We start from the raw sequence: 23,975 nt of genomic DNA on the forward strand, positions 1-23,975 counted from the left end.
AAGCGAGTCACTTTGACAATATTGTATATCCGTCACCCGGCCAAGGCGTCTACCAACAGCGCGCCTGCCTGCTCCTTTGTGCTGGCCGGCGACGGCGGCGCCCTGTTGCAACAGGGCAGCGCGCCGCTGGGCAGCCTGGGCCAGCTGATCGCCGGCGCGAAGCAGGTGCTGCTGCTGCTGGCCGCGGCCGATGTGACCCTGCTGCGCCTGAAAATGCCGCCGCTGGCCGGCGCCCGTTTGCGCGCAGCCTTGCCGGGCCTGGTGGAAGAACACATTTTGGGCGACGCGCAGGATTGCCTGCTGGCTGCCGGCGCGCCCGACGCTGCCGGCATGCGCACGGTGGCCGTGGCGCAGCGCGCCTGGGCCGAGGTACTCGTCAAGGCTTTGCTGGCGCAGGGCGCGCGCAAGGTGGTGCTGCTGCCGTCGCAGCTGTGCCTGCCCTTGCAGCCGGGCAGCGTGACGGCCGCCTTGCAGGCAAGCGGCGACGGCCTGGAACTGGCCTTGCGCCAGGCGCCGCAAGAGGGCCTGGGCCTGGTCTTGCCGCCCCAGCCGCAGCAGGCGCTGCTGACGACGCGCGCGTTTGCCGGCGATGTGCCGCTGACGGTGTATGTGGCACAGGCCGAGCTGGCGCACTATCAACAGCTGGCCGCCGGCATGGAGGGTGTGACGGTGGAGCTGGACCACTGGGCGCACTGGATCGCCGGCGCCAAGGGCGCGGGACTGGACCTGGCCGGCGCCCTGGGCACGGCCACGGGATCGGCCACTGAATGGCGCCGCTGGCGCTGGCCGCTGCGCCTGGCGCTGCTGGCCGTGATCGTCAACCTGGCCGGCATGAATATCGAATGGATGCGCCTGAAGCGCGAGGCCGCCACCGTGCGCACCTCGATGCAGCAAACCTTCAAGGCTGCGTATCCGAACGAAGCGCCCGTGTATGGCCTGGAAGCGGAGCAGATGCGGCGCAATATCGCCGCTGCCCGCCTGCAGGGCGGGCAGGCCAGCATGGATGATTTTACGAGCATGAGCGCGGCCCTGGGCGAGGCGCTGGGCGGCCTGGCCGGGCGCGGCGTGGTGGCCTCGCTGGAATACCGCGAGCGCAGCCTGATCGTCAGGCTGAAGCCGGACATGGTCGACGCCAGCGCCCAGGCGCAGGTACGCGATGGCCTGGCCGCGCGCAAACTGGCCTTGAATGAAACGGCGCCGGGCGTGTGGAAGATCACGCCGGTCACGGGAGCAAAAGCATGAGTGCAGCAGTCAACAAGGCGCGCGCCGCGTGGGCGGGGCAGCAGCAGGCCGTGCAGGCCTTCTGGGCCGAACGCACGCAGCAGGAGCGCAAGCTCCTGACTATCGGCGGCGTGGTGGCGGGGCTGGCCCTCGTTTACGCCGTGTTTTTCGAGCCGGCCTGGACGGGCCGCATCGCCTTGCAAAAGAGCTTGCCCGAGCTGCGCCAGAATGCGGCCCAGCTGCAGGCGCTGGCGCGTGAAGCGGGCGACCTGGCGCGTCAGGCGCCCGTGCAGGTGGCGCCGATGAGCCGTGACAGCCTCGATGCGTCGCTGAAGGCGCGCGGCCTGGCGCCGCAATCGCTGTCGCTGACGGGAGAATACGCGCGCGTGCAATTGAACGGCGTGCCGTTCGCCAGCGTCATGCTGTGGCTCGATGGCTTGCGCCGCGAAGGCCGCGTGGCGGTGCAGGAAGCGAAGATCACGGCGCAGGGCAAGGCGGGCTTGGTCGACGCCAGTTTGAGCCTGCACCAGAGCCCGGGCGCGGCGCGATGATGCGCCTGCTTGGCTGGCTGCTGGCCATCATCGTCAGCGTCTGCGTTACCCTGCTGGTATTCTTCCCCGCCGGCTGGGTGGCCAGTCTCGTGGAAAAGCAGACGGGCGGACGTTTGACCTTGGGCGACGCGCAAGGTACCCTGTGGCGCGGCTCGGCCTTTGTCGGCGGGGCGGCCAGCGCGAATGGCGCCGTGACGCCGCTGCTGCCGGGGCGCTTCAGCTGGCGCATTTCGCCGTCCGTGCTGTGGGGATCGGTGGACGTGGAATTGCAGAATGCGCAGGCGCTGTCGCAGGCCGTCAATTTGCGCGGCTCGTGGTCGCACTGGCAAGTCAGCCCGGCGGCCCTGCTGCTGCCGGCCGATGGCCTGGGCGGCCTGGGCGCACCTTTGAATACCGTGGCGCCGACGGGCAGCATGCGCCTGTCGTGGAGCACCTTGCAGCTGGCACTGGAACAACAGCAGTTTTCCGCCGTCGGCCGCACGACCTTGCAGATGACGGACATGGCCTCGCGCCTGTCATCCTTGCGTCCGTTGGGCAGTTACGAGCTTGATTTCGATTGGCAGGGGCAGCAGGCGACGTTGACCTTGCGTTCCATCAAGGGACCGCTGCTGCTCGACGGCAGCGGCAGCCTGAATCAGGGGCGCATGCAGTTTTCCGGCCAGGCCCAGGCCGCAGCAGGATATGAAGAGACCTTGGCGAGTTTGTTGAATTTGCTGGGACAGCGCCGTAGCAATAGCGAAAAAAACATCATCGCCTTAGAGTTCAGACAATGAAAAAACCATCCGTGAGCCCAATTACCTCCTCCTTCTCGCTGCGCCGCCTGTCGGCCGCCGCCTTGCTGTGCTGTTCCGTGGCCGGCATGCCGGCACCCGTCTGGGCCGCGCCCGGCGATGAAGCGGCGCTCAATTTCGTCGGCGCCGACATCGAGTCGGTGATCAAGGCGGTGGGCCATTACACCAACATCAATTTCGTCATCGACCCGCGCGTCAAGGGCACGATCACGCTGGTGTCGGAAAAATCGATCAGCAAGACGCAGGCGTTCGCGCTGCTGGCCTCGGCCTTGCGCCTGCAGGGCTATGCGGTGGTTTCCGGCGACGGCTATGCGAAAGTGGTGCCGGAAGCGGATGCCAAGCTGCAATCCGTGCCGACCCAGGTGGGCAACGGCGCCAGCCAGGTGAAGGGCGACCAGATCGCCACGCAGGTGTTTTACCTGAACTACGAATCGTCGGCCAACCTGCTTGCCGTGCTGCGCCCCCTGATTTCGCCGAACAACACGATCAACGCCAACCCGGGCAACAACTCGCTGGTGATCACCGATTACGCGGATAACCTCAAGCGCCTGGCGAAGATCATCGCCGCGCTCGACGTGCCCGCCTCGACGGACCTGGACGTGATTCCCGTGCGCTATGCCATCGCGTCCGACCTGGCCTCGATGGTGAATAAACTGATGGAAGGCGGGAATGCGGCCGGCGCCGCAGGGGGCGACGCGGGCAAGGTGTCCGTGCTGGCCGACCCGCGCACCAATTCGCTGGTGCTGCGCGCGCCGTCGGCGGCGCGCGCCAACCTGGCCAAGTCGCTGATCTCGAAGCTGGATCAGCCGACCACGCAGCTGGGCAATGTGCACGTGGTGTACCTGAAAAATGCGGACGCCACCAAGCTGGCGCAAACCCTGCGTTCGGTGGTGACGTCGGACGGCACGGCCGCCTCGGCGCAGCAGCCGAGCAACAACAGCCTGAATACGAATAACCAGAATAACCAGGGCGGCGGCATGAACAGCACTGGCCTGGGCGGCAATACGCAAAGCGGCACCACGGGCGGCGCTTCGCTGAGCAACGGGCCGCAGCAGCTGTCGTCGGGCGGCGCGGCCGGCTTCATCCAGGCCGACGCATCGACGAATACCCTGATCCTGACCTGCAACGAGGCCGTCTACCGCAACCTGCGCGCCGTGATCGACCAGCTCGACGTGCGCCGCGCCCAGGTCTACATCGAGGCGCTGATCGTCGAAGTGACGTCGGCCAAGGCGTCCGAGTTCGGCGTGCAGTGGCTGGGGCTTTCCGGCGACAGCAGCAGCAGCTACCGCGTGGGCGCGCTGCAGTCGTTCGCCGGCGGCACCGACAACAATATCGCCAAGCTGGCGCTGGGCGGCGGCAAGGTGCTGCCGACGGGCGGCCTGACCCTGGGCATCTTCAAGCAGATCAACGGCGCGCTGGGCCTGGGCGCCGTGGCGCATGCGCTGGAATCGGACGGCAACGCGAACATCCTGTCGACGCCGAACCTGATCACCCTGGACAACGAGCTGGCGACCATCAAGGTGGGCCAGAACGTGCCTATCCTGACGGGCCAGTACACCAGCACGGCCGGCACCAACACGAATCCGTTCCAGACCATCGACCGCAAGGAAGTGGGCCTGACCCTGAAGGTGCGTCCGCAGATTTCCGAAGGCGGCACGATCAAGCTGGGCATCTATCATGAGACGTCGAGCGTCGACAAATCCACGTCGACAGCCGTCAGCGGCATCACCATCAACAACCGCGTGATCGAGAACAATGTGCTGGCCGACGACGGCCAGATCATCGTGCTCGGTGGCCTGATCGAGGACAGCACGGGCGACAACGCGGAAAAAGTGCGCGGCCTGGGCGACATTCCCCTGATCGGCAACCTGTTCAAGTACCAGACGCGCGAGCGCAAGAAAACCAATCTGATGATCTTCCTGCGCCCTGTCATCGTGCGCAACAAGGAACAGAGCGGCAGCCTGGCGGCCGACCGCTACGACTACATGCGTTCGGCCGAGACGGCCGCCGTGCCGGCCACGGGCAATCTGATGCTGAAAGACCTGGGCACGCCCGTGCTGCCTGCCTTGCAGGATGGCCAGCCGGTGGGCGGCAACATGGTGACGCGTCCCGTGCCGCCGGCACCGACGCCGCCGCCAGGCGCGCCGGCCAACGCGGCCACGCCGCCGCAGTCGCTGCTGCAGCAATATCAGCAACAACCGCAGCAGCCGCAGAAGTGATGGGACAGTCATGAGTAATCTGCTTCCCTACGCCTACGCGCGCGATTTCGGCTTGCTGGCCCGGCCCGGCGCCGTCGACGGTGCCCCCGTCGAGGTGCTGGTGGCCGCATCGACGGCGCCGGCGGCGATTGCCGAAGTGTCGCGCCGTTTCGGCCAGATCCAGCTGACGGTGCTGCCGCGCGGCGAACTCGATGCGGCCATTGCCGGCGCCTACGCGGGCGGCGGCGGCGACGCGTCGCAGATGGCCGATGAATTCGACGCCGACCTCGATCTGACCAAGCTGCTGCAGGACGTGCCGGCCATCGAGGATTTGCTGGAATCGTCCGACGACGCGCCCGTCATCCGCATGATCAACGCGCTGCTGACGCAGGCGCTGCGCGAAGGCGCGTCCGATATCCACATCGAGCCGTTCGAGCAGACCTCCGTTGTGCGCTTTCGCATCGACGGCAGCCTGCGCGACGTGGTGCGCCCCCGCAAGGCCATCCACGGCTCGCTGATTTCGCGCATCAAGATCATGGCGCAGCTCGATATCGCCGAAAAGCGCTTGCCGCAGGACGGCCGCATCACCCTGCGCGTGGGCGGCAAACCCGTCGACGTGCGCGTCTCGACCCTGCCCACCGGGCATGGCGAACGGGCCGTATTGCGTTTGCTGGACAAGGAAGCGGGGCGCCTCGACCTGCAGCACCTGGGCATGAGCGCGCCCATGCTGGGGCAGTTCGACGGCCTGATCACGCAGCCGCACGGCATCGTGCTGGTCACGGGCCCCACCGGTTCGGGCAAGACGACGACCTTGTACGCGGCGCTGTCGATGCTGAACGCCACCACCACGAACATCCTGACGGTGGAAGACCCGATCGAGTACGACCTGGCCGGTGTTGGCCAGACGCAAGTCAATCCGCGCATCGACATGACATTTGCCAAGGCGCTGCGGGCGATTTTGCGGCAAGATCCCGATGTGATCATGATCGGCGAGATCCGCGACCTGGAAACGGCGCAGATCGCCGTGCAGGCATCCTTGACGGGCCATCTGGTGCTGGCGACCCTGCACACGAATGACGCCTCTGCGGCCGTTACGCGTTTGCTCGACATGGGCATCGAGCCGTTCCTGCTGTCGTCGTCGCTCCTGGGCGTGCTGGCACAGCGCCTGGTGCGCAAGTTGTGCGGTTCGTGCAAAACCTTCGACGGGCAATACTGGCAGGCGGTCGGTTGCGAGCATTGCGGCCAGACGGGCTACCAGGGCCGCGTGGGCGTGTATGAGCTGCTGCGCACGACGGAGCAGATCCGCGCGCAGATCCACAACCGCGCGTCGGAAGCGGAAGTGCGCGCGGTGGCCCTGCAGGACGGCATGACGAGCATGCGCGACGACGGCGAACGCTGGCTGCGCGACGGCACCACCACGCAGGCTGAATTGCTGCGCGTGACCAAAGACTAGGCCCGCCACCATGCCCGCATTCCGCTATGAGGCCGTCGACGCGCAAGGCGCCACCCGCAAGGGCGTGCTCAATGCCGACAGTCCCCGTTCCGCGCGCGCCGAGCTGCGCGTGCAAGGCCTGGTGCCGCTGGCCGTCGAGCCGATCACCGCGCAGGTCGACGCCGCGGGCGTCACCAAACGGCGCGGCTTCGGCGAGCGCCTGTCCAGCACCGAGCTGGCCCTGTTTACGCGCCAGCTGGCCAGTTTGCTGGAAGCGGGCCTGCCGCTGGAGCAGGCCTTTTCCGCCCTGCTGGAACAGGCCGAGCGGCCGTATCTGCGCGACCTGATCGCCTCGATCCGCTCGGAAGTGATCGGCGGCGCCGCGTTTTCCGACGTGCTGGCGCGCCATCCGCGCGACTTCGCGGAAATTTACCGGGCGCTGGTGGCGTCGGGAGAACAGATCGGCCATCTGTCGCGCGTGCTCTCGCGCCTGGCCGACTATATCGAGCGGCGCAATGCGCTGGTGCAGAAGGTCAAGCTGGCGTTTACCTATCCGGCCATCGTCACGGTGGTGGCGTTTTCCATCGTGATTTTCCTGCTCACCTATGTGGTGCCACAGATCGTTTCCGTATTTGCCAATACCAAGCAAAAGCTGCCCATGCTCACGGTGATCATGCTGGCGCTGTCGGACTTCGTGCGCAACTATGGCCTCATCGTGGCCGTGATCCTGGCCGGCGCCTGGTTTGCCTGGCGCCGCGCCTTGCAGCAACCGGCCCTGAAACGCCGCTGGCATACCTGGCTGCTGACGGCGCCTTTGTATGGGAAATTTGAGCGCAGCCTGAATACGGCGCGTTTCGCCAGCACCCTGGCCATTACCACGGGTTCCGGCGTGCCGATCTTGCGCGCGCTCGACACCAGCCGCGACACCTTGACCAACGTGGCGATGCAGGAATTGGTGGCCGAGGCCAGCGGCGCCGTGCGCGAAGGCGTCAGCCTGGCGCGCGCGCTGTCGGCGCAAAAGCATTTTCCGCCCATGCTGATCCACATGATACGCGCCGGCGAAATCACGGGCGAGCTGCCGGCCATGCTGGAACGCGCCGCCAGCGCGCAGGAGCAGGACCTGGAACGCCGCACCCTGACGATTGCGGGCCTGCTGGAGCCGGCCCTGATCCTGGCCATGGGCGTGGTGGTGCTGCTGATCGTGCTGGCCGTGCTGATGCCGATTATCGAAATCAATCAGCTCGTAAGATAAGAATCCAAGGAAGCCATGAAGCGTTTGCCTCAAGTTACAAGTTTGCTCGCCGTCGTGGCGCTGTCCGTGTCGCTGGCCTACTGGGCCATGCAGCTGTTCAAGGCGCCGCAACGCCCCATCAATCCGCCCCCCAATCCGGTGGTGCAGGATGCCAGCGTGGAGGCGGGCGCTTCGCTGTTCGGCGGCCAGGTCAGCGTGGCCACGGCCAGCAACTACCAGCTCAAGGGCGTGGTGGCCGCCGGTAATGGTCGCGGCAGCGTGGCCATCATCTCGACCGATGGCAAGCCTTCCGTGGCCTTGCCGGAAGGCGCCGAGGTAGTGCCCGGCGTGACGGTGCTGGAGGTGCATGCGCGCCACGTGCTGCTGCGCGATGGTGGCGTGAGCAAGCGCATCGACCTGGTGGCCGACGACAAGGCGCTGGCCTTGCCGGGGCCGGTGTCCGCCACCCCAACGCCGGCCCCGGCCCCTGCGCCGGCATCGAATTTGGTGCCGCCGCCGCTGCCGATGGAGCAGCAGCGGCCGGCGACCATGATGCCGACGCCGCAAGTGAGCGGCAGCGTGCCGCCGCCGTCGAATTAACGCTGTTTTTATCGTATTTTGCCGATGGCGCCATGCCGCCATCGCCACAGGAGTCTTCATGTTCCCGATCCGTGCCGTCCTGGCGGGCTGCGTGGCGGCGCTGTGCGCCTTGCCGCCAGTTGCCGCAGCCGACGTCCCCGCTGCCGCCACTGCCTCTGCCTCCGTTGCCCCGCTGACCGTTCCCGCACCCGTGGCGGCGCGTCCGCGCATCGCCCTGGTGCTGTCAGGCGGCGGCGCGCGCGGCCTCGCGCATATCGGCGTATTGAAAGTGCTGCAGGAGCTGCATGTGCCGATCGACATGGTGGTCGGCACCAGCATGGGTGGCGTGGTGGGCGGCGCGTATGCGGCCGGCGCTTCCGTGGCGGACCTGGAAAAGATGGCGCGCGAGACCAACTGGGCGCGCGTGGTGGCTGACCGGCCGCCGCGCGACGAACTGGCGTTCCGCCGCCGCGAGGAAGATTTGTTGCTGCCGTCGCGCATCGAGTTTGGCGTGAGCCACAATGGCATTTCCACGCCGCCGGCCGCGGCCAGTAATGCGGCACTGGAGATGGCCTTGAACCGGCTGCTGCCGGCCGGCATGCGCGACCGCCCCGCCAGCCAGCTGCCGCTGCCTTTCCGTTCTGTGGCGTCGGACCTGGTCAATGGCGAGCTGGTGGAACTGGTGGACACGCCCCTGTTCCTGTCGATGCGCGCTTCGCTGGCCGTGCCGGGCGTGTTTGCGCCCGTGCGCGTGAATAACCGGCTGGTGGTCGATGGGGGCCTGGTGCGCAACCTGCCCGTCGACATGGCGCGCGCCATGGGCGCCGAAATCATCATCGCCGTCAACGTGGGCACGCCGCTGGCGCCGGAAAAAGACCTGGGCAGCGCCATCGGCGTGGCGCAGCAGATGCTGCAAATCCTCACGGAGCAGAACGTGCAGCGCTCGCTCAAGGAACTGCAGGCGCAGGATATCCTGGTGGCGCCGGATTTGACGGGCGTCAGTTTCCTCGACTTTGAAAACTATGCGCGCGCCATGCGTGCCGGCGAGCAGGCGGCGCAGGCCCTGGCCGCCCGTCTGGCGCCGCTGGCCCTGCCGCCGGAGCAGTATGCGGCGCGCGAGCAGCTGCGCCTGGCCGCTCCGGCCCTGCTGGACGTGGCCCTGCCGCTCACGCGCCTGGCCGTGGAGAGCGAAGGCGATATCAATCCGCGCATCCTGCAGGCGCAATCGGGCCTGGTGGAAGGACAGTCGGTCAGCCAGGAAGATGTGCTCAAGGCGGCGGCCAGGCTGTATGGCCGCGGCGACGTGGCGCGCGTGGAGACGGAAGTGGTCGATTCCGGCGACCAGCGCGCCGTCACCATCAAGGCGGTCGAAGCGCCATGGGCCAGCAACCGCCTGCGCGTGGGCCTGGAACTGGCCAGCGATTTCAGGGACAGCAATAATTTCGCCCTGAAGCTGCTGCATGCGCGCTCGAACCTGAACAGCTGGGGCGGCGAGTTGCGCAGCACGGCGCAGATCGGTAATACGCGCGGCTATGGCCTGCAGTTCTGGCAGCCGCTGGGGGCCGGCAACCCGTGGTATATCGCGCCGCAGCTGCAATACACTTCGTCGGCGATAGATTTGTTCGACAAGGGCCGGCGCAACGCCCGCCTGGCCTATAACGGCCAGACAGCTGCACTGGTGCTGGGACGCCAGTTCGGTACCTGGGGCGATCTGCAGTTCGGCGTCGCTCGTACGGAAGTCAAGGGCAAGCTGGCGATTCCGGCCGACCCTACGCAGCCGGAGTCGCGCGCGCTGGGCACCACGCAGTTCGTGCGATTCCGCGCTGATACGCTCGATTCGCCGGGCTTTCCCACGCGCGGCGTCCTGCTTGAGGCCACCTGGGCGCGCGATACGACCACGGGGGTGGGCGAGGCGGCCCTGGGCCAATCGTCCATCACGGGCCTGAAGGCCTTTGGCCGCGGCAACTGGGCCGGTCACGTGTATGGCGAATGGGCGCGCTCACAGCGTGACGAAGCGCCTCTCAATCTCGGTGGTTTCCTGCGCTTGTCCGGCACGGAATTTGAATCGGTGAGAGGACGCAGTATCGCCTTCGCGCGCTTCGTGATGGCGCGCCGCATCGGTTCCCTGCCGAGTACCCTGGGCGGCGTGGTGCGGGCCGGCTTTTCGCTGGAGATGGGCGGCGGCTTCGATCAGAGCGAGCGCTGGAAAAGCAGCAAATTCACTCAGGCGAGCAGCGCCTTTGTGTCCGTCGACACGCGCTTCGGTCCTGTGTATGTGGCGGCGGGCGCGACCAAGGGCGGCGAGAGCACGCTTTATCTGTTCCTGGGGCCGGTCTGGTAGGTCGCCGCGGGGGCGGCCGTACTGCGGCGCAGGGCCGTGAAGGCGGCAAATTCCCATGAGCGAAAGCCCAGCAGCAGGGTAAAGCCGTCGCGCTCGGCGGGTGCCAGGCGCCGGTCGTTCTGGTGCAGGCGCGCCAGTTCCTCGGCCAGCTGGCGGATCTTTTGCACCAGCTCCTGCGCGCTCGACAGCGACAGGCGCGCCGGGATGCACATCAGGGTTTCGCCGGCGCCGTCAAAATGCCCGCTGAAATAATCGGCCACCACGTGTTCGCGGAAGTACTGCTGCACCGGGCCGTCGGCCAGCCAGTGGAAGGCGTTCGAGACGCGCAGGCTGTAGCGGTTCAGGGGCTTGAGTTCGATCAAGCCCAGGCGATCCAGTTCGGCCAGGCAGCCGATGCATTCGGCCTGCGTCAGCGCATACGTTTCCACCACCTGCTCCAGGCTCCAGTGGCCGAGGCAGCAGATCGCCACCAGCAGCAGGCGCGGATGCGCGACCAGCGACTTTTCCTGCACCAAGGTGAGCGTGTCGGCATGCGGCGTAATGTCGGCCGCGCCGCGCAGCACATCCTCCATGGCGATGCCCGAGGCCTTGCAGATCAGGGCCAGGCGCGACAGCGACATGTCGTGCTGGCCAAACATGCGCTTGACGCTCGATTCGCTCATGCCGATGCGTTCGGCCAATACCTTGTAGGTGATGCCGGCGGCGCGCAGTTGGGTGCGCAGCACGCGCAAAACCAGTTCAGGTGAACTCACGATAGTTCCTTTATGCAAGTTTGGTAGCGGTTGACGGTACCGAATGTAGCCGTTAATGGCACTTTGCACAAGGTGATAGTACTTTTCGGCGAAAGCGATGACACTCCCGCTTGTGGCTCGCGCAGCGCGCTACAACCAGGCAATCCATCCACTTGTAGAGGTTATCCATGTTCTCCAAATTTCATTTTTCAGCAGCGCTGCTGGCGCTGGCCGCCATCGCTCCCCTGCATGCCGCCGCAGCCGAACCGGCACCGGGTCCGTTCTATGCGGGCGCCAGCTATGGCTTTCGCGCCAGCACCGGCCTCGATTGCATCGCCGGACAAAGCGATTGCGACAAGAGCAGCAAGCGCAATGGCAAGGCCTACCTGGGTTACAGTTTCGACGCGCTGCCGTTTCAGGGCGGCGTGGCCCTGCCTTCGATTGAGCTGGTGGGGTACACGGGTGGCGAGGTCAAATCCGGTTTCGACACGGGCGCCGGCAAGCGCGCGGGCCGCGGCAAGTTCACGGGCCTCGGCATGCAGGGCGTGCTCGGTTACCAGTTTGACGCGTTTACACTGAGCGGACGCGCCGGCGCTGCCTACACGCAGGGCAAGGTCGATTATCTGGGCGGCGGTTCGGACAAGAAGAGCAAGATCGGCCTGACCTACGGCATCGGCGCGGCGTATGCGCTGAACCAGAACTGGTCGCTGCACCTTGACTGGGACCGCGTGCCGGTCAAGTACAACAGCAAGCAAACGACCAAGGTCGACATGTTTTCGCTGGGCGCGTCCTACCGTTTCTAAGGGGATGCTGCTGCGGCACAGAGTGGCCTGATGGCGGACGCCCTATGAACAGGGTGTCCGCGGGCGGCCTAGTTGTCCGTTTCGACTTTCAACAGCAATTTCGCCAGCAGGCGTTTTTCCTGCTGGCGCTGGCCTGACACGGTCTTCACGTGCGCCCCGGCGGCGCGCTGCAGGGCGGCAGTGGCGACCGGATTGCGCGGTTTTTGCGAGGGTTCGACGCGGAACTGCATTTTCTGCCGCGTCGCCAAGGCCTTGTTTGCCATCGGTTTCCCCCTTCCTTCCTACAGCACGTAGCGCGACAGGTCCTCGTTGACCGACAGCGCTTCCAGGCGTTCGTTGACGTAGGCAGCGTCGATCACCAGCAGGTTTTCCGTGGTGCTGCTGCCTTCGCTGGCCGTAAACGACACTTCTTCCAGCAGTTTTTCCATCACCGTGTGCAGCCGGCGCGCGCCGATGTTTTCCGTGCGCTCGTTTACCGAATAGGCGATTTCGGCCAGGCGCGTGATGCCTTCCGGCGCGAATTGCAGTTTCAGGTTCTCCGTCGCCAGCAAGGCTTCGTACTGCATCGTCAGGCAGGCGTCGGTGCTGGTGAGAATGCGCTCGAAGTCCGAGATCGACAGCGATTCCAGTTCCACGCGGATGGGGAAGCGGCCCTGCAGTTCGGGGATCAGGTCCGACGGTTTCGACAGGTGAAACGCGCCCGAGGCGATGAACAGGATGTGGTCCGTGCGGATCATGCCGTACTTGGTGTTGACGGTCGTGCCCTCGACCAGCGGCAGCAGGTCGCGCTGCACGCCCGCGCGTGAAACGTCGGCGCCGCCCGATTCCGAGCGCGAGGCGATCTTGTCGATTTCATCGAGGAAGACGATGCCGTTCTGCTCGACGTTCTGGATGGCCTTCTGCTTCAGCTCATCTTCGTTGAGCAGCTTGGCCGCTTCTTCTTCGACCAGCAGTTTCAAGGCTTCCTTGATCTTGACCTTGCGCGCCTTCTTGCGCTGCCCGCCCACGCCCGAAAACATGGACTTGATCTGCTCCGTCATTTCTTCCATGCCCGGCGGCGCCATGATTTCCATCTGCGGGCCTGCCTCGGCCAGTTCGATCTCGATTTCCTTGTCATCGAGCTCGCCCTGGCGCAAGCGCTTGCGGAAGGTCTGGCGCGTGCTGTCGCCGCTGCTGCTGCCGCTGTCCACGGCCGCTGCCGTATTCGGCGTGAAGCCGAAGTCGCGCGCCGGCGGCACGAGGATGTCGATGACGCGGTCTTCGGCCGCATCTTCGGCGCGTGCGCGCACTTTCTTCATTTCCAGCGCGCGCGTCTGCTTGATGCCGATGTCGATCAGGTCGCGGATGATGGTGTCGACGTCACGCCCCACATAACCGACTTCCGTGAATTTGGTCGCTTCGATTTTGATGAACGGCGCCTCGGCCAGCTTGGCCAGGCGGCGCGCGATTTCCGTCTTGCCGACGCCCGTGGGGCCGATCATGAGGATATTCTTGGGTGTGATTTCATGGCGCAGGGGCTCGGCAACCTGCTGGCGGCGCCAGCGGTTGCGCAGGGCGATGGCGACGGCGCGCTTGGCTTTGGCCTGGCCCACCACGTGCTTGTCGAGTTCGGTAACGATTTCCGACGGGGTCATGTTCATGATCATAGTTGGCTTTCTATTCTGTGCTCGGGCGTGCCTGGACTCAGTCCAGGGTCTCGATGATGTGCGACATGTTCGTGTAAATGCAGAGTTCCGCGGCGATGGTCAGCGATTTCTTGACCACTTCGGCCGGCGACAAGTCCGTGTTTTCCTGCAGCGCCTTGGCGGCGGACTGGGCATAGGTGCCGCCCGAGCCGATGGCGCCAATGCCGTCTTCCGGTTCCAGCACGTCGCCATTGCCCGTGATGACCAGGGTCGACTCGCTGTCGGCCACCAGCAGCATCGCTTCCAGGCGGCGCAGCACGCGGTCGGTGCGCCAGTCCTTGGCCAGTTCGACGGAGGCGCGCAGCAGATTGCCCTGGTGTTTTTCCAGCTTGCCTTCAAAGCGATCGAGCAAGGTAAAAGCGTCGGCGGTGCCGCCGGCAAAGCCGACCAGGACCTTGCCCTGATACAACTTACGCACTTTGCGGGCCGTGCCCTTCATGACGATGTTGCCCAGCGTTACCTGGCCGTCGCCGCCCAGGGCGACTTGCTTGCCGCGCCGGACGCAGAGGATGGTGGTGCCGTGAAATTGTTCCATAGTGACCTCAAAAGATTCGTGCCGATGCGTGCAAGGCCATGCGATTGCGCGCCCATGGCTCAAAAGTGGGGATGGAAAAGGCAATTGCAAGCGGCAGTGCCTGCTTCAGTGTAGTCGGCGCGGGACGAAAAAAAAGCACGCAACCGAAGGTTGTGTGCTTTTTTATGCGCCATCGCGGGCCGCCGGGACGGCCGCGCAAGGGGAGGGCGATCAGTCGCCGTACAGCTTTTGCTTCAGTTCGCGCCGTTGCTGGGCTTCCAGTGACAGGGTGGCCGTTGGACGGGCGATCAGGCGCGGGATGCCGATAGGCTCGCCCGTTTCTTCGCACCAGCCATAGTCGCCGGCGTCGATGCTGGCGATCGATTGCTGCACTTTCTTCAGCAATTTGCGTTCGCGGTCGCGCGTACGCAGTTCCAGCGCATGCTCTTCCTCGATGGTGGCGCGGTCGGCAGGGTCCGGTACGAGCACGGTTTCACGCAAGTGTTCCGTGGTTTCGCCGGCGTTTTTCAGCAGGTCTTTTTCGAGCTGCTGCAGGCGCGCCTTGAAGAATGCCAGTTGTGCCGGATTCATGTAGTCATCTTCGCTCATGGCGCGAATTTGGTCTTCGCTGATGAGAGGGATGTCTTGGTTGGCGGCCGGGGTCGATTTATTAGTTTTGGTCATAACTTCGCTTACCTTCGATACGACAGAGTTTTCAAATTGATCAGTTGATGCGGCGATACCGAGCAACTGTACAGGTTCCGCTTGGCATTGCTGTCCCGCTGTACTGCGTGCGACCTTGGCTTGCCGGCGAAAGCCAGGACTACCGGCCGGCTAAGGTGCCATGTTGATAACTTTTTACCGCTCTATGCCAGTCGCGCTATGCGCGCGTCAACAGGCGTGTTGGGTGGATCGGTTGCATGCCTGGCATGCGGCCAGCGGCAGTTTGCCAGCATTTCATGACAGGCGAACGACATGGGCCGTTTTCGTCGCTGATTTTGGCACGCTTTGCTTTATATTGCCATCCCGATTTGTTGACTAGCCGATCAGAAACGGCTACTTGTTGGTTTATGCCAGCAAGACGGGTGTCAGACAGCGGGAAAGCGTGCTTAACTTTCCCTTTTGTTTCTGCTTTGCAACGGATACTTTGCAAAACCCGGCTAGTTTATACCAAACATTGTTCGAGTCCGCGAATAAAAATGTCTTTTGGTAGATTCTTGCCAATAAACACCATTTTGCTGCCGCGCACTTCGTTTTCGCCCCATTTGGCGCCCAGGTCGCTGCCCATCAACTGGTGTACGCCCTGGAAGACCACCTTGCGTTCGGCGCCCTGCATCAGCAGCACGCCCTTGTAGCGCAGCATGCGCGGGCCATACACTTGCACCAGGCCGCCGAGGAACTCATCGAGCTTGGCGCTGTCGAACGGTTGCGTGCTCTTGAAAACAAAGGCGGCGATATCGTCGCTGTGCTGCGCATGGTGGAGGTTCGCGTGGCCGCAATCGGTGGCGCAGGCCGCAGTGTGCTCATGTGCGTGGTCATGCTTGTGCTCATGCTTGTGTTCGTGTTCGTGTTCGTGGTCATGTGCATGGTCATGATCATGCACGTGCGCCGTTTCGGTGGCCAGGAAATCCGGGTCCAGTTCCAGCTTTTCATTCAGGTTGAAACCGCGGATGTCGAGCACTTCGGCCAGCGGGGCGCGGCCGAAATCGACCTTGGCGATCGGTGCGCGGGGATTGATGCGCTTCAGGCGGCGCGTCAGCGTGGTCACGTCCTCTTCACTGACGAGGTCGGTTTTCGACAGCAGCAGCTTGTCGGCAAAACCCACTTGCCGCTGGGCTTCCTCGTATTCGTCCAGTTGCTTCATGGCATGACGGGCATCGACTACCGTGATAATAGCGTCGAGCATGTAGTGGCTGCCCACTTCTTCGTCGACAAAGAAGGTTTGCGCCACGGGGCCGGGATTGGCCAGGCCCGTCGTTTCGATGACGACGCGGTCGAAGGCCAGCAAGCCGGCGTCGCGCTTGCGCGCCAGTTCCGTGAGGCCCACGATCAGGTCGCCGCGCACGGTGCAGCAGATGCAGCCGTTGTTCATCTCGATGATGTGTTCGTTGCTATCCTGCACCAGGATTTCATTGTCGATGTTTTCCTGGCCAAACTCGTTTTCGATCACGGCGATGCGCATGCCATGCTCTTCCTGCAGTATGCGGTTGAGCAAGGTGGTTTTGCCTGCGCCCAGGAAACCGGTGAGGATGGTGGTTGGAATCAGTGCCATGAGAGATGCCTTGTAATCGGTGGTGCCGCCGCGCAAGCGGAAGAATGCGGACGATTATGCCGGAATTTTGCAAAAGCTTGCAAATGCGCGCCCATCCGCTTGATATGGATCAGGCTGCCCCATTGGTGCGGCCGCCTACTTGAGCTTGGCGCGCGGGTGCGCCTGGTCGTACACGTGCGCCAGGTGCTGGAAGTCGAGGGCCGTGTAGACCTGGGTCGAGGTGATGCTGGAATGGCCCAGCATTTCCTGTACGGCGCGCAAGTCGCCCGACGATTGCAGCACGTGCGAGGCGAACGAGTGGCGCAGCACGTGCGGGTGCACATTCGCGGGAATTTCCGTCGCCAGCGCGTGCGCCTTCAGGCGCAGTTGCAGCACGCGGGGCGAGATGCGCGTGCCGCGCGTGCTTAAAAACAAGGCAGCGCTGCCATCGGCCGCTGGCGGGCGCACGCCCAGCCAGGCGGTCAGGGCCACGAGGGCCGCCTTGCCGACGGGCACCTTGCGCATCTTGCTGCCCTTGCCCGTGACGATGACTTCGAAGCTGGCCATGTCGAGCCAGCCCAGCGAGGCGGGCTGGCCATTTTCCGCCTTGCAGTAATGGGTATCCAGGCTGGTCAGTTCGGACACGCGCAGGCCGCTCGAGTACAGCAGTTCGAACATGGCGCGGTTGCACAGTTGTTCCGGTTCGGCAGCGCCTTGCTGGTGTTGCGCGGGCGCCACGAGGCGCACGGCGTCATCCACCGACAGGGCTTTGGGCAACGTTTTGGCCCGCTTGGGGGCGCGGATGCCGTCGACGGGATTGGCGTCGAGCGCCGTCTCGCCGCTGAGCCAGTTGAAAAAGCCCCGCCACGACGACAGCTTGCGGGCGATCGAGCGCGGGTCGAGGCCGCCGGCATGCAGCTTGGCCGTGTAGCGGCGCACTTCGTTGTGCGCCAGCGCCATCCAGGGCGTGTTGCCGCTCAGGTCCAGCAAGGTGCGCAGGTCGCGCCCGTAGGCGTCCAAGGTATGCGGCGACAGCTTGCGCTGCGTGGCCAGCTGCGCCAGGTAGGCGTCGAGCCACTCGGCCTTGCCGCGCGCCTCGTTCATGGCTGACTCAGGCAGGCGAGCCGGCGCGCAGCGCGGCCAGGGCGGCGCTGGCCGTGGCGCCGATATGCACGAGGAAGTCCGTGCCCATGCTCGAGGTAAAACGTTCGCTGTCGGGCGAACCGAGCACCAGCAAGCCGAAAGTGCCCGTCGTGCCAGGCGCGCGCAGGGCGATCATGACGGCCGATTCGATTTTATCCGCTTGCAACCAGTGCACGGCTTCGAAATCGCGGTTGCTGCCGCAGTACGGCGTTTGCAGGCTGTTGGCGAACATGCGCACATCGGCCGTGACATCTTCCGTGAACCAGCCGTTGGCGTGTTCCGGCAGCACTTGCCACAGGCGCAGGCTGACGTAAGGCACGTCGAAATTGCTGTGCAAGGCATCGACCAGCACGCGCGGCATGTCTGCATCGTTGCGCACTTGCAGCATGGCCTGATTCCAGCCGTGGAATTTGCTGGCGATGTCGCCATTTTCCTCGGCCAGGCGGCTCAGCTTGGACATGCGCAGTTCCAGCGCCTTGTACTTGTCGCGCATCACTTCCATCTGCCGTTCCTGCAGCGAGATGGTGCGTCCCGTCAGCGGGCTGCTCAGCTTGACCTCACCGAGCAGGGCGGTATGCTCTTCGAAGAAATTCGGGTGCTCGCTCAGGTACTGGGCGACGGTGCTGGAATCGAGTGTGGCGGTCATTGAGAATATCTGTCAGTGAAAGTTGAACACTTCATTCTAACCGAGAGTGCGGCGCCATAGGCGCAAAGGGGACGGTAGCGATGCATTTTCCGTGCGCCCATGAAAAAAGCGGCATGGTTGCCCATGCCGCCTTGTACTCCTGGCTCAGCAATCACCCGTGGAGGGTGACTGGTCGGCCATTAGAAGTTGTGATGCAAGCCCAGACCGATGTAGGTCTTCGAAACAGCATCCTTGCGGTTCGAGATGTCCGCGTACAGGTAGGTGCGCTTCGACAGGTTGTAGTCGTAGCCCAGCGATGCTTGTTTGGTCTTGGTCACGCCGTCTGGTGTTTTTTGACCGTAGCCAGCGCGAATCTTGCCTGGGCCGACGTCGTAGTTGGCGCCAACCAGCCATGCTTTGGTGTCGGTGTTGATGATCTTGAAGTTGCCATCATCCTGATGCTGGTACGATGCCATCAGTTTCAGTTCCGTTACCGGATTGAACGATGCTGCAACCGACCACAGCTTGGCTTGCAGGCCATTGCGCTCATACGCGGCCATACCGGCGAACTGGCCGTAGTTGTACGTAGCCGAGACCGAGTACGGATTCGACGCTGGCACGGCATTGGCTGGCACGAAGTAGTTGCCTGCCGTCGCAGGAACCGCGATGTTACCGTTGGCTTCCTTGGCGGCGACAGTGGCGTTGAACTGGAAGCCGCTGATGACTGGCGAGTTGTAGAACACGGCATTCGAGAAGCGGTTACGCGAGTTGCCTGGCGCGCTCAGCGGATCGCTGCTGTAGGCGGCAACGGTCAGGTCGGTTTGGAAACCGGCTGGCGTAGGCATGCCCGACCATGGTTCAAACGCGGTGCTCGATTCCTGGAAGGCGGTCAGGCCACGGCCCAGACGCACGGTACCGAAGTTGCCTTGCAGGCCGACGCGGCTTTGACCCTGGAACAGGGGACGCGAATTGGCGCCCGACGTGTTTTCTACGGTGCCGGTGTCGGATTCATAGCGAATTTCCAGTTGGAAAATAGCTTTCAAGCCATTGCCCAGATCTTCCGTGCCCTTGAAGCCCAGTTTGTTGTTGTCGCGCTTGGTGACAGCGGTGGTCGAACCAGTCGCTTTGCCCAGGCCTGCATCGATCGTGCCGTAGATTTGGACGGACGACTGCGCTTGTGCGGTTGCGGCAAAGGCGCCGAAGAGTGCGAGGGCAACGAGTGATTTTTTCATGTCTTATTCCCTATTAAAAGTGAGTTCCGTCCGAGATCCGAGCAGATTGAAACACGCTAACTGTCGCGTTTCGATGAATGAACCTTAATTCGTCGGCGCGCAAGACGTGCGGGATTGGTCAAATGTGCGTGAAAAGATTGGTGAAAAGCGGCATAACTGCATGCCCCTGTTGTATTTTTGTAACGCGCGGTTTCTACCGGTCCTGCGCCGGGGGCACGCGTTTCCCCATCGTCACGCCAGCCGCGCCTCGTCATCTTGGCGTGTCCGGGCCAGGACATTGTTGCGTTGAATCAAGTTCTTAAGCCGGCTTTGGCGGATTTATGACACAAGGACGTTACACTAAGGGACGGCCTGCATTGATGGGCCTGGAGACGACTCACTATTATTAGAATCATTGACTCAATATCGAGAATCGATGGCAAATCGCGAAACATTAGGATTGATCAAGGGCGCACGCGCGGGCGATGTTGCTTGCCAGCTGGCGTTGGGACGCGTGTATCTGTTTGGACAGGGTGTGCCGCAAAGCTTGCCCACGGCCTTGCACTGGCTGGCGCGGGCGGCCCAGGAGGATAGCGAGGAAGCGTGCCTGCTGATCGGCACGCACGTGCCGTTCGAAGTGGCGCAACCGGCAGCCAAGGCGCTGATCCCGTATTACGCGCAGGCGTTCGACGCGGGCCTGGTGCAGGCGGGCCTGGTGCTGGCGCAGCTGGTGCTGGGCAATGCCGCCAGCCACTGTGAAACCATGCGCGCCAAGGCGCGCGTGGCGCTGGACGCCGCCGTGCGCGCCGGCTTGCCCGATGCGCAATGGTTGTTATCCATGCAAGAGGGATCGCTTGCCGCTTCCGGGCCGGCCACCAGCCTGGCTGGCGAGCACGCCTTCGATGGCGACGCGCCGCTGTACGCCTGGCTGGAGCAGGCATGGAGCCAGGGCAACCATGCGGGCTTCCTGTCGCAAGGCTTGCCGCTGGCGCGCGAATTGCTGCAACGCCAGGCAGCGGCCGGGGCGCGCACGATCGCCCTCGACGCGCAGCAGGTGTTGTTGCTGTCGCGGTGCGCCCAGGCCTTGGCGCCTGGCGGCGATGCCGAGGGATGGCAGTGTTGCGAGCTGGCCGCGCATGGCGGCGACCGCACGGCGCAGCTGGAGCTGGGGCTCGGCTATGCGCGCATGGATGCGCATGGCCAGCGCCTGGCCACGCGCAATGGCGCGGCCAATTTCAAGCGGGCCGTGCGCTGGCTGACGCAGGCTGGCGAGCAGGGACTGGCCGAAGCCTGGTTCGTGCTGTCGCGCATCTATACGAAACCGGAATTTTCCCAACGCAATGTGGTCGAAGCCCATTCCTGCCTGGAGCGTGCCGCCGACCTGGGGCATGGCCCGGCCCAGCTCGAGTGCGGCATGCATGCCTGGCGCAATCGCCGCGACGGCGTCAACAATGATGTGCGGGCCGCGTACTGGCTGCTGCAGGCGCAGGCGCAAGGCAGTCGTGAAGCGGAGGCGGCGCTGGCGAAGATTGCGCCGCAAGGCGAACCCGGCGACTGGGGCCAGTGCGCCGCCATGCACGCCGATGGGCACTTGCGGCAATTGGGCCAGAGCCACCCCCTGCTGGCGGCGCGGCTGGCACTGGCGCGCTGCTTTCATCTGTCGCGTGCCGAGGCGCTGCTGCTCGATATCCATGCAGCCGACCAGGGGCATTGTTTGCTGATCGATATCAGCGCCACGCATGGGCGCGGCAAGCGGCGCCTGGTGCTGATCCGCACGGCGCAGGAGCGCCAGCTGCTCGACCAGGCGGTGCGCCTGTTCGAGCGCGTCGATTGCGGCGTGGCGGGGCCGGAAGGCAATTACCGGCAGCGCCTGTACCGCCTGAAGTGCTACCTGGCGGAACTTGATGTCGCGCAGGAACAGCAGTTTTTGGCGGCCTGACTTTTACTGTTCACTTTCACCCGTCTACAACTCGATCGTGCCTTCGAACACGGTCACGGCCGGGCCCGTCATCAGCACGGGCTGGCCGGGGCCTTGCCAGGCGATCGACAGTTCGCCGCCGCGCGCGCTGATGCGCACGGGGGAATCGAGCAAGCCGCGCAGGATGCCGGCCACGGCGGCGGCGCAGGCGCCCGTGCCGCACGCCAGGGTTTCGCCCGCGCCCCGTTCAAATACGCGCAGTTTCACATGATGGCGGTCGACGACTTGCATGTAGCCGGCGTTGACCCTGCGGGGAAAGCGCGGATGGTGCTCGATGCGCGGACCCGTCACTTCCAGGTCTTGCGCCTCGACATCATCGACCATTTGCACGGCGTGCGGATTGCCCATCGACACGACGGATACCAGCACGGGAGAGGTTTGGCCCGGCAAGGCCAGGTCCAGCGGCCACACAGTGTCGTTGCCTTGCGCCACGCCATCGATGCCGTTGGCATCGAACGGCACCAGCTGTGGCTCCAGCACGGGCGCGCCCATGTCGACCGTGATGCTGCCGTCGAGTTCCAGGCGCGGCGCGATGATGCCGGCCATGGTTTCTACGCGGATACTGTCCTTGGTCGATAAACCCTTTTCGCTGACGAACTTGACGAAGGCGCGCGCGCCGTTGCCGCATTGCTCGACTTCGCCGCCATCGTTGTTATAGATGCGGTAGCGGAAGTCGCAGCCGGGCAGGCGCGGCTTTTCCACCACGAGGATCTGGTCGGCGCCGATGCCGAAACGGCGGTCGGCCAGGCGCTGCCACTGGGTCGGCGTGAAGTCGATATCTTGATGGATGGCATCGATGACGATGAAGTCATTGCCGGCGCCATGCATCTTGGTAAATTGAAGTTTCATGGTCTGCCGTATCACTTGTGCTGGTTATAGAACGACGCTTCGCCTTCCGGACGCGTCTTGAAGCGTTTATGCGTCCAGAAATACTCGGCCGGCGCTTCGCGCACGCGCTCCTCGATGAATTCGTTCATGCGGCGCGTGGCGGCCGTGATGTCGTCGCCCGGATAGTCGTCCCAGGCCGGGTAATACGTCACTTGCCAGCCCTGGTAATTGGGCAAAAAGGTGGCGATGACGGGAATGACTTGCGCCTTGGCGGCCAGCGCCAGGCGCGCCGTGGCCGTCAGGGTGGCGGCGGGCACGCCGAAGAAGGGCACGAATTCCGCATCCTTCTCGCCGAAATCCATGTCCGGCAGCATGAAGTATGGCAAGCCGTCGCGCAGTGCGCGCAGAATCGTCTTGATGCCGTCCTGGCGCGTAAACAGCTTGGGCGGCTTGAAGCGCGAACGGCCGTTGCGCAAGGCCTGGTCGAAGGCGGCGTTCTTTTGCTGCACATACATCGACGAGGCGGAGATCTCCATGGCGGTAGCGGCGCCGGCCACGTCGAGGCAGACAAAGTGCGGACACAGCAGGATGGTCGGCTTGGCCGCGATCTGCTGGCCGGGGAAGGCGGGCACCTTCTTGATCAGGCGGTTCAGGCGTGCTTCCGACGACCACCACAGGATGCTGCGTTCCCACACGCTGCGCGAGTACGCCTGGAAATGCTGGCGCGCCAGCGCCACGCGTTGCTTTTCCGTCAGCTCCGGCATGCACAGGCGCAGATTCGTCAGGGCGATGTCGCGGCGCGTGGGCATGGCGATGAACAGCAGGCTGCCGACGGCCACGCCGAAACGGCCGAGGATGGGCAAGGGCAGCCAGTGCAGCAGCCACATGAAGGCGATCAGCAGTCTCATGCCTGCTCCTTGGCGGCATCGGACGTGGCGGGCGTGGGCGGCGGCGCGCCGCGCGGCACCTTGTAGCGATTGTAGCTCCACAGGTATTGCGCCGGGCTGCGCGCGATCAATTGTTCCATCGCCGCGTTGATGGTGCGCGCCTGCTCGGCCGAGGTGCTGGCTAGCGACTCGGTGAAGGGAACGAAATGCACGACATAGCCGCGCCCGCCCGGCAGGCGTTCCGCGTAAGTGATGATGACTTCGGCGCCGCCCATCTGCGCCAGCTTGGCGGGCAGGGTCATGGTGTAGGCGGGACGGCCGAAGAAATCGGCCCACACGCCTTCACCCTCTTGCGGCACCTGGTCGGGCAGCAGGCCGATCGGTTGTCCTTTTTTCAGGCATTTGGCGAAGATGCGCACGCCCGACATATTGGCTGGCGCCAGCATCAGGTTTTCGCGCGCGCGAGCGCCTTCGATCAGCGGTTTCAGGGCGGCGCGCTTGGGCGGGCGGTACATCACGGTGAGCGGCGTGCGCAGCGCGATTTGCTGGGCGACGATTTCAAAGCAGCCCAGGTGCGGCGTCAGGAAGACGATGCCACGGCCGTGCTGCAGCGCTTTTTCCACCAGTTCCCAGTTTTCCACCGTTGCATGGCGCGCCACGCGTTCGGCTGGCGCGCACCAGATGAAGGGCAATTCCAGCACGCTTTTGCCCGCTTCGGCCACGGCCGTGTGCAAGTGTTGCGAAAACCCCGCACCTTGCATGTTCTCGCGCATGCGGCGGCGGTAGGACGGGGAAATGGCGTAAATCACCCAGCCGAGCGCAGCGCCCAGGCCATGCAGGACGGGCAGGGGAAAGATCGATAAGAAGCGGAAAATTGGGACTAACATGTATAAGCGGTTTCCAGGAATGGCGTGTTGCCGTGCCAAAATTTTTTAAGAAGCGTAAAATACCACGTATGCAGTAACCGCTGAGTTA

22 protein-coding genes are annotated in these 23,975 nt (G+C 64.3%); 10 read left to right on the plus strand and 12 right to left on the minus strand.

What is annotated here, in order from left to right; all coding sequences use genetic code 11:
• Positions 1-12: 12 nt before the first annotated feature.
• The 8 genes from gspL to AC3IQ7_RS02635 are packed head-to-tail and all read left to right on the plus strand — an operon-like array spanning position 13 to position 10,344.
• A complete protein-coding gene (gspL, locus tag AC3IQ7_RS02600) occupies positions 13-1,242 on the plus strand; it encodes a type II secretion system protein GspL (RefSeq protein WP_489208292.1) in 1,230 nt (409 codons plus the stop codon).
• Positions 1,239-1,772 carry a type II secretion system protein M gene (locus tag AC3IQ7_RS02605; RefSeq protein ID WP_099377860.1) on the plus strand — a complete coding sequence of 178 codons (534 nt, stop codon included), beginning with the start codon at positions 1,239-1,241 and terminating at the stop codon, positions 1,770-1,772. Before gspL ends, AC3IQ7_RS02605 begins: the two co-directional genes overlap by 4 nt.
• Positions 1,769-2,545: a type II secretion system protein N gene (locus AC3IQ7_RS02610; RefSeq protein WP_099377861.1), complete on the plus strand. Its 777-nt coding sequence runs from the start codon at positions 1,769-1,771 to the stop codon at positions 2,543-2,545. Before AC3IQ7_RS02605 ends, AC3IQ7_RS02610 begins: the two co-directional genes overlap by 4 nt.
• The gene (gene gspD, locus AC3IQ7_RS02615; protein ID WP_099377862.1) at positions 2,542-4,782 is read left to right on the plus strand and encodes a type II secretion system secretin GspD; all 2,241 of its coding nucleotides are present in this window, start codon (positions 2,542-2,544) and stop codon (positions 4,780-4,782) included. Before AC3IQ7_RS02610 ends, gspD begins: the two co-directional genes overlap by 4 nt.
• A gap of 10 nt (positions 4,783-4,792) precedes the next feature.
• Entirely contained in the window at positions 4,793-6,214 is a 1,422-nt protein-coding gene (gene gspE / locus AC3IQ7_RS02620) for a type II secretion system ATPase GspE (protein ID WP_219310307.1), read from the plus strand.
• Positions 6,215-6,224: 10 nt separating this feature from the next.
• Complete coding sequence (gene gspF, locus AC3IQ7_RS02625; RefSeq protein WP_489208293.1) at positions 6,225-7,445, plus strand: type II secretion system inner membrane protein GspF; 1,221 nt, start codon at positions 6,225-6,227, stop codon at positions 7,443-7,445.
• Between the two features lie 15 nt (positions 7,446-7,460).
• Positions 7,461-8,024, plus strand: coding sequence for a type II secretion system protein N (locus tag AC3IQ7_RS02630; RefSeq protein WP_489208294.1), 564 nt, complete (start codon positions 7,461-7,463; stop codon positions 8,022-8,024).
• A 58-nt stretch (positions 8,025-8,082) separates the two neighbouring features.
• Entirely contained in the window at positions 8,083-10,344 is a 2,262-nt protein-coding gene (locus tag AC3IQ7_RS02635; RefSeq protein ID WP_489208296.1) for a patatin-like phospholipase family protein, read from the plus strand.
• Here AC3IQ7_RS02635 and AC3IQ7_RS02640 read toward each other — a convergent pair.
• Positions 10,317-11,096, minus strand: coding sequence for a helix-turn-helix domain-containing protein (locus AC3IQ7_RS02640; protein ID WP_489208297.1), 780 nt, complete (start codon positions 11,094-11,096; stop codon positions 10,317-10,319). The genes AC3IQ7_RS02635 and AC3IQ7_RS02640 overlap by 28 nt on opposite strands.
• A 167-nt stretch (positions 11,097-11,263) precedes the next feature.
• On the opposite strand from AC3IQ7_RS02640, the gene AC3IQ7_RS02645 reads away from it, so the two are divergent.
• Complete coding sequence (locus tag AC3IQ7_RS02645; RefSeq protein WP_099377867.1) at positions 11,264-11,878, plus strand: outer membrane protein; 615 nt, start codon at positions 11,264-11,266, stop codon at positions 11,876-11,878.
• A gap of 68 nt (positions 11,879-11,946) precedes the next feature.
• On the opposite strand, the gene AC3IQ7_RS02650 is transcribed toward AC3IQ7_RS02645, so the two are convergent.
• From AC3IQ7_RS02650 to AC3IQ7_RS02685, 8 genes are all read right to left on the minus strand, one after another.
• Positions 11,947-12,141 (minus strand): hypothetical protein, encoded by a 195-nt coding sequence (locus AC3IQ7_RS02650; RefSeq protein WP_322426639.1) that lies wholly within the window; start codon positions 12,139-12,141, stop codon positions 11,947-11,949.
• An 18-nt stretch (positions 12,142-12,159) separates the two neighbouring features.
• Entirely contained in the window at positions 12,160-13,518 is a 1,359-nt protein-coding gene (gene hslU / locus AC3IQ7_RS02655) for an ATP-dependent protease ATPase subunit HslU (RefSeq protein WP_322426640.1), read from the minus strand.
• Positions 13,519-13,561: 43 nt separating this feature from the next.
• Positions 13,562-14,098 (minus strand): ATP-dependent protease subunit HslV, encoded by a 537-nt coding sequence (gene hslV / locus AC3IQ7_RS02660; protein WP_010394217.1) that lies wholly within the window; start codon positions 14,096-14,098, stop codon positions 13,562-13,564.
• A 210-nt stretch (positions 14,099-14,308) separates the two neighbouring features.
• The gene (gene dksA, locus AC3IQ7_RS02665) at positions 14,309-14,761 is read right to left on the minus strand and encodes an RNA polymerase-binding protein DksA (protein WP_034753066.1); all 453 of its coding nucleotides are present in this window, start codon (positions 14,759-14,761) and stop codon (positions 14,309-14,311) included.
• A gap of 481 nt (positions 14,762-15,242) precedes the next feature.
• Positions 15,243-16,349 (minus strand): CobW family GTP-binding protein, encoded by a 1,107-nt coding sequence (locus AC3IQ7_RS02670; RefSeq protein ID WP_489208301.1) that lies wholly within the window; start codon positions 16,347-16,349, stop codon positions 15,243-15,245.
• A 135-nt stretch (positions 16,350-16,484) separates the two neighbouring features.
• On the minus strand, positions 16,485-17,432 hold the full coding sequence (locus AC3IQ7_RS02675) for a tyrosine recombinase XerC (protein ID WP_489208302.1): 948 nt from the start codon (positions 17,430-17,432) through the stop codon (positions 16,485-16,487).
• A 7-nt stretch (positions 17,433-17,439) separates the two neighbouring features.
• On the minus strand, positions 17,440-18,117 hold the full coding sequence (locus AC3IQ7_RS02680; RefSeq protein WP_099377871.1) for a DUF484 family protein: 678 nt from the start codon (positions 18,115-18,117) through the stop codon (positions 17,440-17,442).
• A 179-nt stretch (positions 18,118-18,296) separates the two neighbouring features.
• Positions 18,297-19,328 carry a porin gene (locus AC3IQ7_RS02685; protein ID WP_099377872.1) on the minus strand — a complete coding sequence of 344 codons (1,032 nt, stop codon included), beginning with the start codon at positions 19,326-19,328 and terminating at the stop codon, positions 18,297-18,299.
• A gap of 415 nt (positions 19,329-19,743) precedes the next feature.
• Between AC3IQ7_RS02685 and AC3IQ7_RS02690 the strand changes: the two genes are divergently transcribed.
• Positions 19,744-21,246 carry a tetratricopeptide repeat protein gene (locus AC3IQ7_RS02690; RefSeq protein WP_099377873.1) on the plus strand — a complete coding sequence of 501 codons (1,503 nt, stop codon included), beginning with the start codon at positions 19,744-19,746 and terminating at the stop codon, positions 21,244-21,246.
• 24 nt (positions 21,247-21,270) lie between these two features.
• Here the strand turns inward: AC3IQ7_RS02690 and dapF are convergent, their stop codons facing one another.
• From dapF to AC3IQ7_RS02705, 3 genes are read right to left on the minus strand one after another with little or no spacing between them, the layout of a single operon-like run.
• Entirely contained in the window at positions 21,271-22,134 is an 864-nt protein-coding gene (gene dapF, locus AC3IQ7_RS02695; RefSeq protein ID WP_489208303.1) for a diaminopimelate epimerase, read from the minus strand.
• An 11-nt stretch (positions 22,135-22,145) separates the two neighbouring features.
• Positions 22,146-23,021: an LpxL/LpxP family acyltransferase gene (locus AC3IQ7_RS02700; protein ID WP_322426646.1), complete on the minus strand. Its 876-nt coding sequence runs from the start codon at positions 23,019-23,021 to the stop codon at positions 22,146-22,148.
• The gene (locus AC3IQ7_RS02705; protein ID WP_489208305.1) at positions 23,018-23,887 is read right to left on the minus strand and encodes a lysophospholipid acyltransferase family protein; all 870 of its coding nucleotides are present in this window, start codon (positions 23,885-23,887) and stop codon (positions 23,018-23,020) included. Before AC3IQ7_RS02705 ends, AC3IQ7_RS02700 begins: the two co-directional genes overlap by 4 nt.
• Positions 23,888-23,975 lie beyond the last annotated feature (88 nt).

The organism is Janthinobacterium sp. GL_088, from assembly GCF_057837845.1.